This window comes from Streptomyces sp. CRN 30 (assembly GCF_034105845.1).
In genome coordinates this window covers 11,547-28,378 of record NZ_JAVRHI010000507.1, presented here as the reverse complement: position 1 = coordinate 28,378, position 16,832 = coordinate 11,547, and the positions used below count along the sequence as shown (strand labels likewise).

General features: G+C 72.5%; 12 protein-coding genes. 5 read left to right on the top strand and 7 right to left on the bottom strand.

The window, feature by feature from the left end:
- Window positions 1-248: 248 nt before the first annotated feature.
- The 5 genes from UW392_RS58330 to UW392_RS58310 all read right to left on the bottom strand — a co-directional run bounded on the left by UW392_RS58330 (window position 249) and on the right by UW392_RS58310 (window position 4,858).
- Window positions 249-1,421: a sensor histidine kinase gene (locus tag UW392_RS58330; protein WP_320783625.1), complete on the bottom strand. Its 1,173-nt coding sequence runs from the start codon at window positions 1,419-1,421 to the stop codon at window positions 249-251.
- Window positions 1,422-1,485: 64 nt separating this feature from the next.
- Window positions 1,486-1,893: a peptide-methionine (R)-S-oxide reductase MsrB gene (gene msrB, locus UW392_RS58325; RefSeq protein ID WP_320783624.1), complete on the bottom strand. Its 408-nt coding sequence runs from the start codon at window positions 1,891-1,893 to the stop codon at window positions 1,486-1,488.
- 32 nt (window positions 1,894-1,925) lie between these two features.
- A complete protein-coding gene (murC, locus tag UW392_RS58320) occupies window positions 1,926-3,332 on the bottom strand; it encodes a UDP-N-acetylmuramate--L-alanine ligase (protein WP_320783623.1) in 1,407 nt (468 codons plus the stop codon).
- Window positions 3,333-3,440: 108 nt separating this feature from the next.
- A complete protein-coding gene (locus tag UW392_RS58315; RefSeq protein ID WP_320783622.1) occupies window positions 3,441-3,926 on the bottom strand; it encodes an indole-3-glycerol phosphate synthase in 486 nt (161 codons plus the stop codon).
- 125 nt (window positions 3,927-4,051) lie between these two features.
- Entirely contained in the window at window positions 4,052-4,858 is an 807-nt protein-coding gene (locus UW392_RS58310) for a pyrimidine reductase family protein (protein WP_320783621.1), read from the bottom strand.
- Here UW392_RS58310 and zapE point away from each other — a divergent pair.
- The 4 genes from zapE (at window position 4,857) to UW392_RS58290 (ending at window position 10,478) form a co-directional block, all read left to right on the top strand.
- Window positions 4,857-6,002 (top strand): cell division protein ZapE, encoded by a 1,146-nt coding sequence (gene zapE / locus UW392_RS58305; RefSeq protein ID WP_414497587.1) that lies wholly within the window; start codon window positions 4,857-4,859, stop codon window positions 6,000-6,002. The genes UW392_RS58310 and zapE overlap by 2 nt on opposite strands.
- A 734-nt stretch (window positions 6,003-6,736) precedes the next feature.
- Window positions 6,737-7,318 (top strand): carbonic anhydrase, encoded by a 582-nt coding sequence (locus UW392_RS58300; RefSeq protein ID WP_320783619.1) that lies wholly within the window; start codon window positions 6,737-6,739, stop codon window positions 7,316-7,318.
- A gap of 8 nt (window positions 7,319-7,326) precedes the next feature.
- Window positions 7,327-8,910: a SulP family inorganic anion transporter gene (locus tag UW392_RS58295; RefSeq protein WP_320783618.1), complete on the top strand. Its 1,584-nt coding sequence runs from the start codon at window positions 7,327-7,329 to the stop codon at window positions 8,908-8,910.
- 197 nt (window positions 8,911-9,107) lie between these two features.
- The gene (locus tag UW392_RS58290; RefSeq protein WP_320783617.1) at window positions 9,108-10,478 is read left to right on the top strand and encodes an alkaline phosphatase PhoX; all 1,371 of its coding nucleotides are present in this window, start codon (window positions 9,108-9,110) and stop codon (window positions 10,476-10,478) included.
- A gap of 95 nt (window positions 10,479-10,573) precedes the next feature.
- Here the strand turns inward: UW392_RS58290 and UW392_RS58285 are convergent, their stop codons facing one another.
- Window positions 10,574-14,530, bottom strand: a complete 3,957-nt coding sequence (locus UW392_RS58285; protein WP_320783616.1) for a trypsin-like peptidase domain-containing protein — start codon at window positions 14,528-14,530, stop codon at window positions 10,574-10,576.
- A 129-nt stretch (window positions 14,531-14,659) separates the two neighbouring features.
- Window positions 14,660-15,016 (bottom strand): CU044_2847 family protein, encoded by a 357-nt coding sequence (locus UW392_RS58280; RefSeq protein ID WP_320783615.1) that lies wholly within the window; start codon window positions 15,014-15,016, stop codon window positions 14,660-14,662.
- Window positions 15,017-15,269: 253 nt separating this feature from the next.
- Between UW392_RS58280 and UW392_RS58275 the strand changes: the two genes are divergently transcribed.
- Entirely contained in the window at window positions 15,270-16,778 is a 1,509-nt protein-coding gene (locus UW392_RS58275; RefSeq protein WP_320783614.1) for an FAD-dependent oxidoreductase, read from the top strand.
- Window positions 16,779-16,832: the final 54 nt, after the last annotated feature.

Below are 16,832 nucleotides of genomic sequence, written 5' to 3'. Positions count from 1 at the left end.
CCCCTCGGCCCGCGTCCCCCGCCGGCCGCCGACTGCGCCGGAGTCCGGCGGACGTTCCGCTCCTGCTGCCCCTGGCCATCCTCTTCTGGAACATCTACGACGTCCTGCTGAACGGTTGATCGCGACGCGCAGCCGACGGCGCGGGAGCCCGCTGGGCCAGAAGGCGAAGCGGCGCGGAGGCCGACGTGAAGCAGGAGGCTGGTGCTTCACGTGCGCACGGCGGGCGGCATAGGGTGACCGGGCGGGAGCTACACGCCCGTACCCTCGTCGACGCCGTCCGCATCGCCGAGCGGCACGGCTGGATCCAACGGGAGTTCAGCGGTCAGGACAAAGCGGTCGCGGTCGGCCTCCGTACGGAGCGTGCCGCCCAGGGCCAGCACACGCCAGCGCAGGTTCGCCAGGCCGTTGCCGGAGCGGGTGCCGGCGGGAGCCGGTGCCGGGGCGTTGTTGTCGAGGGAGAGGCGGACCCGGGAGCGGTCGGCGCTCACCTCGATGCCGCACTGGGTGGCCCGGCTGTGCTGCAGCACGTTGCCGACGCCCTCACGCAGGACGGCGCCCAGGCAGTGGTTCACCGTCTCCGCGAGGTCCAGGCGGTGCTGCGGGATGGCAGTCCGGGTGACGATCCCGGCGTGTGACAGGAGCCGCTGGGCGTGGACCAGTTCGGTGCGCAGGTCGGCGGCGGCGCGGTTCTCGGTGATGCTCCGGACGTCGGCGTGGGAGCGACGGGCCATGAGCGCGATCTCCTCCAGCGCATCGCGCTCCGGCGAGGAGGGCGCGGCACGCAGGAGGGCGCTCTCGCTCCGTACCGCGATGGCCACGAGCGAGGACCCCACCAGGTCGTGCAGGTCCTGCGCCATACGGGCGCGCTCGCGGTGCTCCGCGAGGCGGGCCGCCTGGCTGTGCGACGCCTGGAGCCGCGCCGCCAGGAGGGCGAGGTGGACCACCCCGTACACGGCGCCGCCGGTGATGACGGTGGAGAGCAGCACGCTCAGACCGCTGCTCCGCGTGCTCACCAGGCTGCTGTTCACCAGCAGCGGGCCGCTCGCCGCGACCGCCGCCGCGACGACGAGTGACGCGGGACGCGGCACCGTCAGCAGCACGGCACCGGCCAGGAACCCCAGCAGGCTCAGCCAGCGGTACTCGAAGACCAGGACGGGCAGGTAGGTGAGGAGCACCTGCACGCCGAGCAACCCCCACCGCCACCGGTACGGGAGACGGTAGGGCGGCGGGGCGTACTGGCCCAGCAGGACGGCCGGCAGCAGGATGAGCGGGATCAGCCCGGTGATGAGCGTTCTCCTGCTCAGCGGCTGCGCCAACACGTCCGCGGCCAGCAGGACGATCGGGCCGATCACCAGGAACGCCAGGGCGACCGAGGCGATCACGGTCGCCTGGCTGATGCGTGTGCGTGTGCGACGCCTCACGCCGAGCTCGAGCCCCCTTCGCGCGGGGAGCCGTCCCCCGGCCCCCCGCTCCCCCGTTCCCCGCTCAGCCCTCGCTCGGCGTCAGCCGCATCGAGATCGAGTTGATGCAGTACCGCTGGTCCGTCGGCGTCGCGTACCCCTCACCCTCGAACACGTGCCCGAGGTGCGACCCGCAGCGGGCGCAGCGCACCTCCGTGCGGACCATGCCGTGGGAGCGGTCCTCGATCAGCTCCACGGCGTCCGAGTCCTTCGGGTCGTAGAAGCTGGGCCAGCCGCAGTGGGACTCGAACTTGGTGGTCGAGGTGAAGATCTCGGCGCCGCAGGCGCGGCAGGAGTAGACGCCCTCGGTCTTGGTGTCGGTGTACTCACCGGTGAACGCGCGCTCGGTGCCGGCCTGGCGCAGGACCGCGTACTCGGCCGGGGACAGCTCCGCCCGCCACTGCTCGTCCGGCTTCTCGACGTCGTACGACATGGGAAATCAGCCCCTCACTGCTACTGCTGCTACTACTGCTGCTTCAGGCGGTCCAGGATCAGCGGGCCGAGGTCGGTGACGTCGCCCGCTCCCATGGTGAGAACCAGATCGCCCGCCTTCGCCATTCCCGCGAGCACGGCGGGGGCCTCGGTCTTCTCGTGGACCGCCGTCACGTCCGCGCCCGCCGCGCGCGCCGCCTCGATGATCAGCTCGCTGGTGATGCCGGGGATCGGGTCCTCGCGCGCCGGGTAGATGTCCAGGACCACGGAGGCGTCCGCCAGGGCCAGCGCGTCGCCCATCTCCTTGCCCAGTTCCTGGGTGCGGGAGAACAGGTGCGGCTGGAAGAGGACCAGCAGGCGGGAGCCGTCGGCGGCGGCGCCGCGCATGGCCTCCAGGTCCGCGGTCATCTCGGTCGGGTGGTGGGCGTAGGAGTCGATCACCTGGACGCCCGCCGCCTCGCCCTTGGGCTGGAGGCGGCGCTTGACGCCCGTGTACGCGGCCAGGGCGGGGGCCAGTTCCGCCGCCGGGACGCCGAGCGCGACGCCCGCCGCGAGCGCGGCGACCGCGTTGTGCGCGTAGTGGCGGCCGGGCACGGAGACCGTGAAGGTGAGCGGCGTCCCGTCCAGTTCGACGGTGACCTCGCTCTTGAGGCCCTGGGGCACGGCGGAGGTGATGCGCACGTCCGCGTCCGGCGACTCGCCGTACGTCACCGTCCGCAGCGCATCCCGGCCCGCGTCCGCCAGCCGCCGCGTCAGCTCCTGCGCGCCCTCCTGGTCCGCCGCGATCACCAGGGTGCCGCCGGGCACGATGCGGTCCGCGAAGGTCTCGAAGGACTCGTGGATCTCGTCCATCGAGGCGTAGTTGGCGTGGTGGTCCAGCTCGACGTTGAGGACGATGGCGACCTCGGGGGCGTACTTGTGGAAGCTGCGGTCCGATTCGTCCGCCTCGGCGACGAAGATCTCGCCGGTGCCGTGCAGCGCGTTGGAGCCGGGGGCGTCCAGGTCGCCGCCGATCGCGTAGGACGGGACCAGGCCCAGCTCGGTCAGGGCGACGGCGAGCATGGACGTCGTGGTCGTCTTGCCGTGGGTGCCGGCCACCGCGATCGGGCGCAGGCCGTCCATGAGGCGGGCCAGGGCGTCCGAGCGGTGGACGACGGGGATGCCGAGCTCCGCCGCGCGGGCCAGCTCGGGGTTGTCCGCGCGGATCGCGGAGGAGACGACCACGCAGCTCGCGTCGTCCGCGAGGTGCTCCGCCGCGTGCCCGATGTGCACGGTGGCGCCGAGCGCGCGCAGGGCCTCGGCGGTCGCGGACTCCTTGGCGTCGCTGCCCGCCACCCGGGCCCCGCGCTGGGCGAGGATCTTGGCGATGCCCGACATTCCGGCGCCGCCGATGCCGATGAAGTGCGGTCGGTCCATGGCGGTGGGCAGGCCGGGTGCCATGCGTCTCTCCTGGTGTGCGTACGGGTGCGGCGGACGTTCAGCCGCCCAGCCTATGCCCCCGCGCACGGGGGTCCGTACCCGTACCCGTACCGGCCGCGATGTGCCAGGTCACGCGTCCTTGTCCGCCTTGGCGTGCGAGAACAGCTTCAGCACCGGCACCCCCACCTTGTTCCGCGCCCGGGACGCCCAGTCGCGGTGGAAGAACTCCTCCACGTAGTGCGGGTCGGTCAGCACGATGACCTCGTCGGCGCCGACCTCGTCGACCAGTTCCCTGAGCTCGTCCAGCGGGTGGTCCTCGATGAGCCGGCCGCTCGCCTCGCTGCCGGCCGCGTGCAGGGCGACCAGGGAGACGTCCAGGGCCTGCTGCCCCGGGCCCTTCGCCTCGTCGCCCTCGGGCGTCTCCCCCTCCCGGACCGCCTCGTCCAGCTCGCCGAGGGCGACGTCGTCCATGGCGCGCAGCAGGCGGTCGGCCTGGTCGCCGCGGGGCTGGAGCAGTACGTGGAAGGAGACCGGTTCGTCGCCGTGCAAGGTGGTGACGAACTCCACGTCGACGGACGTCAGGGCCTTCTCGATCATCAATACGCTCGTGAACACGGCTGGCGCCTTCTCCTCCGAGGGCCCGGGGCCCTCATTCCTCCACGGACCGCACGGCCCTGCGGAAACCATCCTGCCCCGTGATCGCACGAAGCTCGCGTACCAGGTACCCCGTGGGCCCCGTGTCAGCGCCTGCGGTAGCGGCTGAACAGGAAGCCGTCCTCCTCCAGCAGCGACACCAGCTCGAAAGCGCGGGGCGCGGCGACCGGTGGGCCGCCGGCGATGCGCTGCGCATCCCCCGCGGTGAGCAGCGGGGAGACCGTCAGGCACAGCTCGTCCAGTACGCCGGCCGCCACCAGCAGGCCGAGGAGGCGCGGGCCGCCCTCGGTCAGCAGCCGGGTGTGACCGAGACCGGCGAGGGCGCGTACGGCCCGCTCGGGGTCCACGTCCGTACCGTCCCCGGCGATCACGACCCGGGCGCCGGCCCGCTCGGCGGCGGCCACCCGGTCGGGAGGCGCGCAGGCGCCGGTGAGCACGAGGGTGGGGACGAGCGGCGAGGTGAACAGCGGCAGCGAGAAGTCGAGCTCCAGACCCGCGCTGACCACCGCGACGGCGGGTGCGGGGCCCTGTCCGGCCGCCTTCCTGCGGGCCGCGAAGTCCTCCCGCGCGCGGGCCGGGCGGTAACCCTCCCGGCGTACCGTCTCGGCGCCGACGACCACCACGTCCGCGAGCGCCCGCAGTGTGCCGAAGACCCGCATGTCGGTCGCGTTGGAGATCGGGTGGGAGCGTCCCTCGTGCTGGGCGGCGCCGTCGAGGGTGGACACCATGTTGGCCCGCAGCCAGGGCCGGGAGGCGGCACCGCGGGGCGAGGGCGCGGCGTGGCCGGGATAGGCGTACGCCTCCGCCAGCTCCTCGAGTCCCCACTCGCGGTCCGTGGCGTCCGCGGCCCCGCGGGCCGCTGTCTCTTCGGTCACAGGGAACAGGCGTCGCATGTCGTGCAGTGTGACACGGCCCTTAGAGTGGTCGATCGTGTCGTCGTCCTCCTCCGTGTCCGGAAACCGTCCGCTCTCCGAAGCGGCCCCGCTGTCCCTGTGCGCCCGCGAGCCCCGCGTCCCCGCGGACCGGCTCGTCGCCGAGATGGTGCCGCCGCCGCGGTTCGACGGGGTGCGCTTCGACACCTACATACCGGACCCGAACCAGCCCAGCCAGACCGAGGCCGTACGGGTCCTGAGCGCGTTCGCGGCGGGCCTGGACGGCGCGTCCGCGGGCGGCGGGGCCGGGCGGCGCAAGCTGTTCGGCTTCGGCAAGGCACCGAAGAAGGTCCCCTCCGGCCCGCGCGGCGTCTACCTCGACGGCGGGTACGGCGTGGGCAAGACCCACCTGCTGGCCTCCCTCTGGCACGCGACGCCGGCCGCGCCCGAGCTGAAGGCGTTCGGCACCTTCGTGGAGCTGACGAACCTGGTCGGCGCCCTCGGCTTCCAGCAGACCGTCGCCACGCTCTCCGGCCACCGGCTGCTGTGCATCGACGAGTTCGAGCTGGACGACCCGGGCGACACCGTCCTGGTGTCGACCCTGCTGGGCAGGCTGGTCGACGCGGGGGTCGCCCTCGCCGCCACCTCCAACACGCTGCCGGGCAAGCTCGGCGAGGGCCGGTTCGCGTCGGCCGACTTCCTGCGCGAGATACAGGGCCTGTCCGCGCACTTCCGCGCCCTGCGCATCGACGGTGAGGACTACCGCCACCGGGGACTGCCCGAGGCCCCGGCGCCGTACGCGGACGAGCAGGTGGTCCGGGCCGCGCGCGCCACCGCGGGCGCCTCCCTCGACGCCTTCCCGCAGCTCCTGGAGCACCTCGCGCGCGTGCACCCCAGCCGGTACGGCGCCCTCACCGACGGGGTGAGCGCGGTGTGCCTCACCGATGTGCGCCCCGTCCCGGACCAGTCCACCGCGCTGCGGCTCGTCGTGCTCGCCGACCGGCTCTACGACCGTGAGGTGCCCGTGCTCGCCTCCGGACTGCCCTTCGACCGGCTGTTCAGCGAGGAGATGCTGAACGGCGGCTACAAGAAGAAGTACTTCCGCGCCATCTCCCGCCTCACCGCGCTCGCACGCGACGCGAAGGGTCTCGTCGAGCGGGAGTGACCCGCGCCGCCTCCGCACACCGAGCCCCCTGGTCGTCCCGGACGCCAGGGGGTTTCCTCATGCGCGAAATAGTCGATCGACTCGCAGGCGTCAAGGGTCTGTTCAAGCCAGACAGACCCTCACTTTCAGGCTGTCTTCAGCTCGCAACGCTAAGTTAACCCTGCAAACAACTTCGGCAGGTTAACGTTCTTCTTGACCCGTTGTTGACTAACTGTTGACACCGGCAAAAGACGGATCACAGCTCGGGGGAGGCATGTTGCGAGGTAAGACGGCCCGTTCCGCGGCCAGGCTGCTCGCCGCCGTGCTGCTCACCCTCCAGTTCTTCGCACCTTCGGCGTCCTTCGCATCCGCGCATACTCCCCGTCAAGCTGAGGCCAAAGCCGAGCCCGGAAACGACCCCACGGGTACGCCGGTGCGCGACGAGTCCGTCACCCACCGCGGCTGCGGCCTCCCGGGGGACCCTGCCGACCCCCTGCGCCGCCACGAGCGGTTCCGCGCCGGCACCGCCGTCTCGACGCCACTGACGGCCGATCGTCCGTCGCGGGGGGTGAGCGGCCCGATGGCTGATCGCCCGGCGACGCCCCCCACCGCCTCGCACCATCCCGCGAGAACCTGGACGGCTCACTCATCGGCCTTACTCCAGGTGTTCCGCTGCTGAGCCGAGAGAGTCAGCCCCCCACACTCTGTCTTGTCAGCCCGACGCGCCGACACGGCGCGCCAGGAGGAGTCCCCACATGCAGCCCCTCATCGACAACGCCCGTACGTTCGGACAGCGCCCTGAGGAGTTCGCCGCTCTGGCGGCCGGGCAGTCGCCAGACGTCCTGTTCATCACCTGCTCCGACTCACGGGTCGTCCCGGCCCTGATCACCGGCGCCCGCCCCGGCGAGCTCTTCGAGCTGCGCACCGCGGGCAACGTCGTCCCCCCGTACGGCGCCGGCACCCCCACCGGCGAGGCGGCCACCATCGAGTACGCCGTGGAGGTCCTCGGCGTCAAGGACATCGTGGTCTGCGGCCACTCGCACTGCGGCGCCGTGGGCGCCCTGGTCCGCGGCGACGACCTGACCGCCGTCCCCGCCGTGCGCGACTGGCTCGCGCACTCCTGCGACCACCCGAGGACCGGTGACGCCGGCGACCCCACCGTCGCGGAGGCCGTGCAGCACCACGTCCTGTCGCAGCTGCTCCGGCTGCGGTCCTACCCCTGCATCGAGAAGCGCCTGAACGAGGGCACCCTCGGACTGCGCGGCTGGTACTACGAAGTGCACACCGGAGCCGTGCGCGAGCACCGCGCGGACACCGACACGTTCCAGTCCCTGTGAGCGGCGCGATGACTACGACCACCAACGCGCCCCGGCCCACCACCGAGGCATCGCGGAAGCCCCGGTTCCCGCACTGGAAGCAGGACTTCACCGCCTCGCTCGTCGTGTTCCTGGTCGCCCTCCCGCTCTGCGTGGGTGTGGCCGTCGCGTCCGGTGTGCCGGCCGAACTCGGCCTGATCACCGGCATCGTGGGCGGTCTGGTGACCGGTTTCCTGCCCGGCAGCAGCCTGCAGGTGTCCGGACCGGCCGCGGGTCTCACCGTGCTGGTCTTCGAGGCGGTCCGCGAGTTCGGGCTGCCCGTGCTCGGTGTGATCGTGCTGGCCACGGGCCTGCTCCAGCTCGCCATGGGCGCGCTGAAGCTGGGCCGCTACTTCCGGGCCATCTCCGTGTCCGTGGTCGAGGGCATGCTCGCCGGCATCGGCCTCGTGCTCATCGCGGGCCAGCTGTACTCGGCGGCCGGTCTGGAGGCGCCCGCCTCCGGTCTGGACAAGATCCTCGGCCTGCCCGGGGCGGTCGTGGACGCCGTGGGCAGTACGACGGCGCTCGCCTCGCTCGCGGTCGCCGCGGGCACGATCGCCGTGATGGTGTTCTGGAGGAAGCTGCCCAAGGCCGCGCAGACGGTGCCGGGAGCACTCGCCGCGGTCGTGCTCGCGACCGTCGTCACGCTGGTGTTCAGCCTGCCGGTGGCCACCGTCGAGGTGCAGGGTCTGCTGGCGTCCATCCAGCCGCCCGGCCTGGAGGCCTTCGGTGAACTGGCGAACGTCGCCCTGCTCGACACCATCCTGGCCTTCCTGCTGATCGCGTCCGCCGAGTCGCTGTTCAGCGCGGCGGCCGTGGACCGGCTGCACGACGGTCCGCGCACCGAGTACGACAAGGAACTGATGGCGCAGGGCGCGGGCAACACCGTGTCGGGTGCACTCGGCGCGCTGCCCATGACCGCGGTGATCGTGCGCAGCTCCGCCAACGTCGCGGCGGGCGCCCGCACCAAGGCCTCGCGGGTGCTGCACGGTGTCTGGCTGCTGCTGTTCGCCGCGCTGCTGCCGTCGGTGCTGGCGTACATACCGCTGCCGGCCCTGGCCGGCATCCTCGTCCACGCGGGCTGGAAGCTCATCCCGTTCAAGGGTGTGGCATCGCTGTGGCGGTCGCACCGGGGTGAGGCGCTGATCCTCGTCGTCACCGCCGTCGCGATCGTCGCGGTGAACATGTTCGAAGGTGTCCTGATCGGTCTGGCGCTGTCCGTGGTCAAGACCGCCTGGGATGCCTCGCACGTCAAGCTGGAGGTCATCGACAAGGGTGCCGGTCCCGTCCAGGTGTACCTGTCGGGCAACGCGACCTTCCTCAAGCTGCCGAAGATCCTCGACAGCCTGGAGGCGCTCCCCCAGGACCGTCCGATCGAGCTGCACCTGGGCGGAGTGCACCACCTGGACCACGCCTGCCGCACGGCCCTGGAGAACTGGGCGGAGCGCCACAGTGCGACGGGTACGGAACCGGTGCGGGTGAAGGAGCCGCAGCCGACGGAGGCCGCGGAGGCTGCGGAAGCGGCCGGGGAACCGGCGGAGGAACCGGCGACGGTGGAGTCGAAGAGGCCGTAACACGGACTCGGGCGCGTTCCGGACGCCCGCAGTCACCGGGCCGTGGCCCCTCGAGGTGAACACCCCGAGGGGCCACGGCCCTCGACGTCCCGTACGGTGACGGTCCCCGCGCATCCCCGCGCGCGTGGTTCCCGCGCCCCGGGTCGCGTGATACATACATCCGGGTCACATCCTGTCCGCCAGCAGGAAGGTCACCCATGTCTGCCACACGACGAGAAGTACTCGCCCGCTCCGGCGCCCTGGGAGCGGGCATCGCCTTCTCCGGAGCGCTCGCCGAACTCTTCACCGGAACGGCCGCCGCGGACGGCCTCGGCCACTCCGGGTACGGCCCGCTGGTCCCCGACCCCGACGGACTGCTCGACCTGCCGAAGGGTTTCCGCTACGAGGTCCTCTCCCGCGAGGGCGACCGGCTCCGCTCCGGCGAGGGCGACGTCCCGGGCAACCACGACGGCATGTCCGCCTTCGACGGCAGACACGGCCGCGTCCACCTGGTCCGCAACCACGAGAACCGGGTGACCGCCCGGAGCGGCGTACCGACGGTCGAGGGCCTGACGTACGACCCGGTGGGCAAGGGCGGGTGCACTGCCCTGACCCTGGACCGGCACGGTGAGGTCGTCGGCGAGCGCGTCGCCATAGCCGGTACGGCGGTCAACTGCGCGGGCGGCCCCACCCCTTGGGGCACCTGGCTGACCTGCGAGGAGACCGAGGACAAGGCGGGCACCAACGGGTACACCAAGGACCACGGCTTCATCTTCGAGGTCGACCCGGTGGACCCGCACCGTACCGGGGCGTACCCGCTCACCGCGATGGGCCGCTTCCAGCACGAGGCGATCGCGGTGGACCCGGGGCGCGGCATCGTCTACGAGACGGAGGACGCCTTCGACAAGCCCTTCGGCCTCTTCTACCGCTTCCTCCCCGCCCGGCCGCTGGGCGGCACCGGCTCCCTGCGCGCGGGCGGCCGACTGCAGGCGATGCGCGTGCCGGGCGTCCCCGACCTGTCCTCCATCCAGGAGACGGGCGCGACGTTCGACGGGATCGAGTGGGTGGACGTCCCCGACACCCAGGCCGTCCACACCCCGATCCGCCTCCAGGACTTCGGCAGGCGGGGCATCACGCACGCGCAGAAGCTGGAGGGCTGCTACTGGGGCGGCCGGTGCGTGTATTTCGTGTCCTCCTTCGCGCACAGCGCGCAGGGCTCGGCGGCGGACCACTACGGCCAGATCTGGCGGTACGACCCGGAACGGCACCGCCTCACCCTGGTGATCGTCTTCGGCCCCGCCACGGACGTACGGCTGCCGGGCGAGTCCCCCGACAACATCTGCCTCGCCCCCGGCGGCGGCCTCATGGTCTGCGAGGACGGCGACGGCGCACAGCACGTCTACGGCGTCACCCGGCGCGGCGAGGTGTACGCCGTGGCCCGCAACGCCCAGAACACCGGCACCCCCGAGGCCCCCGAGTACGGCGAGTTCGCGGGCGTCACGTTCTCCCCGGACGGCGGGACGATGTACGTCAACTGCTACGCGCCGGGGACGACGTTCGCGGTCACGGGGCCGTGGCGGAGGAGGTAGGGGTCAGCTTGCGACGGCCGGCGGTTGCCGGGGCGGGCGGGTGCCCGCCCCGGCCCCGGCCCGTCCCCGTGACGGGCGCGCCGGGCGGAGCGTCGTCAGGTGCAGACGGGGTCGACGGCCTGGCCCGGTAGGTACGTGGACCGTTCCTCACGGGTGAGGTCCCGGCGAAGGGCTGCGCAGATCTTCTCCTCAGCCTTCTTCACGCTGTCGAAGTGACGCAGGGTCCACAGTCGCGCCGTCTTGTCGTTTCCGGCAGTGGCGAGGGTCCTGCCGTCGGGGCTGAACACCACCGCGCGCACGGTGCCGGTGTGGCCGGTCAGGGTCACGCGGGGGGTGCCGGTGGCCGCGTCCCACAGTTTCACCGTCTTGTCGTTGCTGACGGTGGCGAGGGTGCTGCCGTCGGGGCTGTACGCCACCGCAAGCACAGAGCCGGTGTGGACGGTGAGGATCCTGCGGGGTGTGCCGGCGGCCAGGTCCCACAGCCGCACCGTCTTGTCCGCGCCGACGGTGGCGAGGGTCTTGCCGTCCGGGCTGTACACCACCGCGTTCACGGCGTTCGTGTGGCCGGTGAGGATCCTGCGGGGTGTGCCGGCAGTCGCGTCCCACAGCCGCACGGTCCTGTCCTCGCCGGCGGTGGCGAGTTCCTTGCCGTCCGGGCTGAACGCCACCGTGTACACGACCTCGGTGTGACCGGTGAGGGTTTCGCGGGGGGTGCCGGTGGCCGCGTCGCGCAGGATCACCGTCTTGTCCTCGGCGGTGGCGAGTTCCTTGCCGTCGGGGTTGTACGCCACCGCGTACACGACCTCGGCACGGCTGGTGAGGGTTCTGCGGGGGATACCGGTGGCCGCGTCCCACAGACGCACCCTGCCGTCGCCGCCACCGGTGGCGATCGTCTCCCCACCGGGGCTGTACACCACCGCGTTCACTGTGCCGGTGTGGCCGGTGAGGGTCCTGCGGGAATCGCCGGTGGCCGCGTCCCACAGACGCACCCTGCCGTCGCCGCCACCGGTGGCGATCGTCTCCCCACCGGGGCTGTACACCACCGTGTACACGGTGCCGGTGTGGCCGGTCAGGGTCGCGCGCTGGGCGCCGGCGATCACGTCCCACAGCCGCACGGTCCTGTCCTCGCCGGCGGTGGCGAGGGTCTTTCCGTCAGGGCTGTACACCGCCCAGTTCACGGTGTCGGTGTGACCGGTCAGGGTTTCGAGGACGGTGCCGGTGGCCGCGTCCCACAACCGCACCGTGCCGTCGCCGCCGCCGGTGGCGAGGATGGCTCCGTCGGGGCTGAACACCGCCGCGTACACGGTGCCGGTGTAACCGGTGAGGAACTTCTTGCTGCGCTGGGTGCCGGTGGCCACGTTCCACAGCCGCACCGTCTGGTCCGTGCTGGTGGTGACAAGAATCTTGCCGTCAGGGCTGAACACCACCGCGTACACGGCATCGGCGTGACCGGTCAGGGTCGCGCGACGGGCGCCGGTGGCCGCGTCCCACAACCGCACCGTCCTGTCCTCGCCACCGGTGGCGAGGGTCTTGCCGTCGCGGCTGTACGTCACCGCGTACACGTGGCCGGTGTGGCCGGTGAGCGTTGCGCGACGGGCGCCGGTGACCGCGTCCCACAACTGCACCGTCCTGTCCCCACCTGCGGAGGCGAGCGTCCTGCCGTCGGGATCGAACGCGACCGCGTTCACAGTGCCGGTGTGGCCGGTCAGGGTCACGCGGGGGGTGCCGGTGGCCGGGTCCCACAGGCGCACCGTGCCATCGCCGCCGCCAGTGGCGAGCGTCCTGCCGTCGGGGCTGAACGTCACCGCGTTCACGGTGCTGGTGTGGCCGGTGAGGCGGTGTTTGAGGGGGGACGCGGCAGCCGCGTAGAGGCTGGTCGTGGCTTCGATGGTGGGGCTGGAGCGGTGGGCCTGGATGGCCAGCAGCGCGGCGAGGTCGGTGTCGGTGTCGAACAGTGCGGTCGACTGGGCGGCCAGCTGCCGTGACTGTGCCTCGCGGCGCGCCTCGACTGCGGTTCGCTGCTGCCAGAAGGCCACGCCCGCGGCGCACAGGGCGAGGACGAGGAGGCCGGCCAGGGAGAGGGTGATGCGCCGGGCGCGGCGGGCCACAGCCTGTTGCCGTTTTCGGCTCTCTGCCAGCAGGGTGGTGATGTCCGTCGGCAGGGAGCGCTGCCTGGCCCAGTCCTGGCCTTCTGCCAGGGCGCTGCCGCCCAGGAGGTCTTCCGGCAGACCGCTTGTGGCGTGGCGTGCCGCCTGCTCGGTCGTGCGGTGCAGCCAGCGCTGGAAACGCTGGTCCCGCGCCACCCAGTCGTGCAGAGCGCCCCAGTCCCGTATGAGGGCGTCGTGAACGAGTTCCGCGATCGCCTCGCACGGGACGTCGTCCGGCCGTGCCGCGGTACGGGTGATGATGACGCGGTGGCGGGTCAGGGTGGCCACGACCTCGTCGAAAGCCGCCTCGTCCACGGCGCTCGGCCCGGTGTCGGCGCTGAGGGTGCGCAGGCGGGTGAGGGGAATCTGCTGGCGGGTGGCTGGGACGGCGTGGGCCTCGTCGGCGGGGCGGACCAGCGCGGTCAGCAGGCGCTGGGCGATCGCACGGCGCGGGGCGGACAGCCGGCGGAGGGCGGTGTCGCACCATGAGGTCAGGCTGCCGGTTATCTCGCCGATGTTCTGGTAGGCGTGGTGGGTGAGCCGACCGTCGTCCAAACGGTCCCACAGCTGGCTGAGCGCCACTTCCAAGGGCGGGAGCAGAGTGACGGGCGCCTGCCGGGCGGGGTGGCCGGTGAGGACGTCTTCGATGATGCGTTCGGGCAGTCCGTCCTCGAACCGGGCGCCGGCCTCTTCGGCGGGGCGGGTGACGATGGTTCGCAGTTCGACGGCGCTGAGGGTGGCGGGGATGTTGAGCAGGGCGGTGGCTCGCAGCAGTCGTGGAGCCACGGCGGCCAGCCGGGAGTAGAAGTCGTCCCGCATGACCAGCAGGATGCTCAGGGGGGCATGCGCGCCGACGGTCGATATCAGATCGTCCACGGCGGCCAGGCACCGCTCGGCTGCTGGACTCCCCGCCGGTCCGGGCTGGGTGAAGAGTTCCTCCAACTGGTCGATAACAAGAATCAGACGGTCGTGGTCGGACGTACCGGCCAGGCGGCGTTCCACCGCGGCCGTCAGACCGCTGACGGCCCCGGACAGGCCGGCACCCTCCAGTTCGGCCGGCAGATCGTGTCCCGGCCGGGCGAGCACGGGCAGCCAGCGCTCACTGCCGGGCACCGCCCCCCTCCTCAGCGCGGGCAGCACACCGGCCTGGACGAGGGAGGACTTCCCCGCACCGGACGGACCCAGCAGGAGCAACAGCCGCCGCTGTGCGCGCAGTTCCCCCAGCAGGTTCTGCACGGCTGCCTCCCGGCCGTGGAACCACCGGGCGTCCTCCGCGGTGAACGGCTCCAGGCCCCGGTAGGGACGCAGGCGGTGCACGGCCAGTTCGGGCCGCACCTGCCGCAGTACCTCGGTGGGGGTGGCGTAGGCGATGCCCAGGCCCTTCAGGTGGGTGTCCGGGGAGGTGATCGCGGTGACCATGCCGATCACCAGGCCGGTCACCTCGTCCAGCACGGGACCGCCGCTGAACCCGGTCGTCAGGTCGTTGGCCTCGTACAGCTGCAGCAGCACACCCGTGTCGCTGCCGTCGGGCAGCAGGTCGCCGGCCTTGCCGTAGCCGAAGTGGCCGCCCCGCGGGGCCTGGGTGGGAAACCCGAATGAGGCGACCCGGTGCCCGCGGCACCCCGCCGCCGCGCCCACCGCCAGCGCCCCCGCCCCCGGCGGCACCCGCTCCAGCCGCAGGACGGCGACGTCCTCGGACTCCGGCGCCCGCCACTGCCCGGCCAGCACCGTACCTCGTGTGCGGGGTGCTCCGGGCAGATGCGGGAAAGCCAGGCCGACCCGGCCGCCGGGGTGTTGCCCGGCGGCACGCACCACATGCGCACAGGTGACCGCGGTGTCCTCCCCGACCAGGAAACCGGTGCCGGCCACCGCGCCGCCGGCCACCGCGCCGCCGGGCGCGAGCACCTGGACGACTGAGGCCGGCAGCGCGGAGCGGCGCCCGCCGCCGACGGGGTGCGCAGGAGGGGCGGCCGTGTCCCCGGCCCCCTCACCCGGCCGGGGGGAGACACCTTCCGTCGCCATGGTGCACCGCCTTCACCCAGATCCTGCTTGCGCGGGAACACTGTCCTGCGCGGAGTCACCGTTCTGCCACTGGACGCGGATTACCAGATGTGCCTCCGTCGTGCCCTTGGCGATGACGACACCGGCCTGCGCCGACAGCGTCACCGCGAACTCCGCCTCCACCCCGTCCGGGCCGGCCTCGCGCACCGCGTCCAGCACCGCCCGCGCCATCCTGCTGACCGGCTCCAGACATTCCTGCAAGGTCTGCGGCAGCTCCCGGAGCGCGTCCCCGACCCTTCCCGCCTTGACCGGGCCACCCGCCCCCGGCCCGGCCGCCTCGAACGACATGGCCCCGCCGCCTTGCAGCGGCACCGTCACCACGTTCTCCATGGTTCGCACCCCCACCTGCCAGCCTGCACCCGGCGCGGCCGCCCACCCAGCCCGCCGACAGCCGAAATGTCCTCCATCCCGTGCACCCGACGCCCTGGACGAACCACACGACGCCGACTCGGCCGACCGATGAGTTGGGACCTGTCCGGTGCCGTAGGCGCCATCGGCAGCCGGACACGACGCCCTCACGCCTGTACCGACCGGCCTGGACTCGGCCTGATCGAGCTGCCCCGGTGGGGGTACTCGGCGCCGCATGGACAGCACTCAGGGCTCGTACTGGATCGAGACGGCACCGGGCAAGGCGTACGCGCCCCTGGGCGGGGACCTCGACGTCGACGTGGTCGTGGTGGGGGCCGGCATCGCCGGTATCAGCACCGCCTACGAGGTCGCGCGGCTCGGGCGGAGCGTGGCCCTGCTGGAGGCCGGGACGGTCGCCGGTGGCGTGACCGGGCACACGACCGCCAAGGTGAGCGTGTTGCACACACTGGTCTACGACAAGCTGCGGCGGACCCGGAACGAGGAGGCCGCGCGCCTGTACGCCGTGTCGCAGAGCGCGGCCGTGGAGCGGGCCGCCGAGCTCGTCGACGAGCTCGGCATCGCCTGCGACTGGGAGCGCCGGGACTCGTACACCTATGTGCACGATGCCAAACAGGTGTCCTCGGTACGGGCCGAGGCGGAGGCGGCGCGCGCGGCGGGGCTGCCCGCCGCGTTCGTGACGGAGACGCCGCTGCCGTATCCGGTCACCGGGGCGGTGAGGGTCACCGGGCAGGCGCAGTTCCACCCGCGCAAGTACCTCCTCGCCCTCGTCGACGACTTCGTCGCCCGTGGCGGACAGGTGTACGAGCACACGCCGGTCGTCGGGCTGCGGGAGGGCGAGCCCTGCCGCGTCACCACGGAGAGCGGGGCGACCGTGACGGCCCGGGACGTCGTCGTGGCCACGCACTACCCGATCTTCGACCGGTCCATGGCCTTCGCCCGGCTCTCCAGCCACCGCGAGCTGGTCGTCGCCGGTCCCATGGACGCCGACCGCGACCCCGACGGCATGTACATCACCCCGGACGAGGGCAAGCGCTCGGTGCGCACCGCGCCGCTGGCGGACGGCCGGCGGCTGCTCATCATCACCGGCGAGGGCTTCACCCCCGGCACCGCCGACACCGACGAGCGCTTCGAGCGGCTCTCCGCCTGGGCCGCCGAGCGCTTCCCCGGTGTCCCCCTCACCCACCGCTGGGCCACCCAGGACAACAGCCCCACCGACACCGTGCCGCTGGTCGGCCCCCTCCACCACAAGGCCGAGCACGCGTACGTCGTGACCGGCTTCGGCGGCTGGGGCATGAGCGGCGGCATCATGGCGGGCCGCCTCCTGGCCGACCTGCTGACGGGCGGCCGCCCGGCGTGGACCGATCTGTACGACCCGCGCCGCCTGCGCACCGTCGTGCGTGAGGCCCCCGCGTTCCTCCAGCACCAGGCCCAGGTGGGCAAGCACTTCGTCGGCGACCGGCTGCACGCCCTCACCTCCGCCGACGAGATCCCCCCGGGCGGCGGGGGCGTCGTCCGCACGGGCGGCAAGCAGACCGCCGTGCACCGCGACGACAGCGGACAGCTGCACGCCGTGTCCGCCCGCTGCACGCACCTGGGCTGCATCGTCGCCTTCAACTCGGCCGAACGGTCGTGGGACTGCCCGTGCCACGGCTCCCGTTTCGACGTGGACGGGAAGGTCATCCAGGGCCCGGCGACCAAGCCCCTGGAGCAGCGGGAGGTGTGAGCCCTGGCTCCTGTCACCGCCGCCCGGACCGCTCCTCCACCGTCCACGCGACAC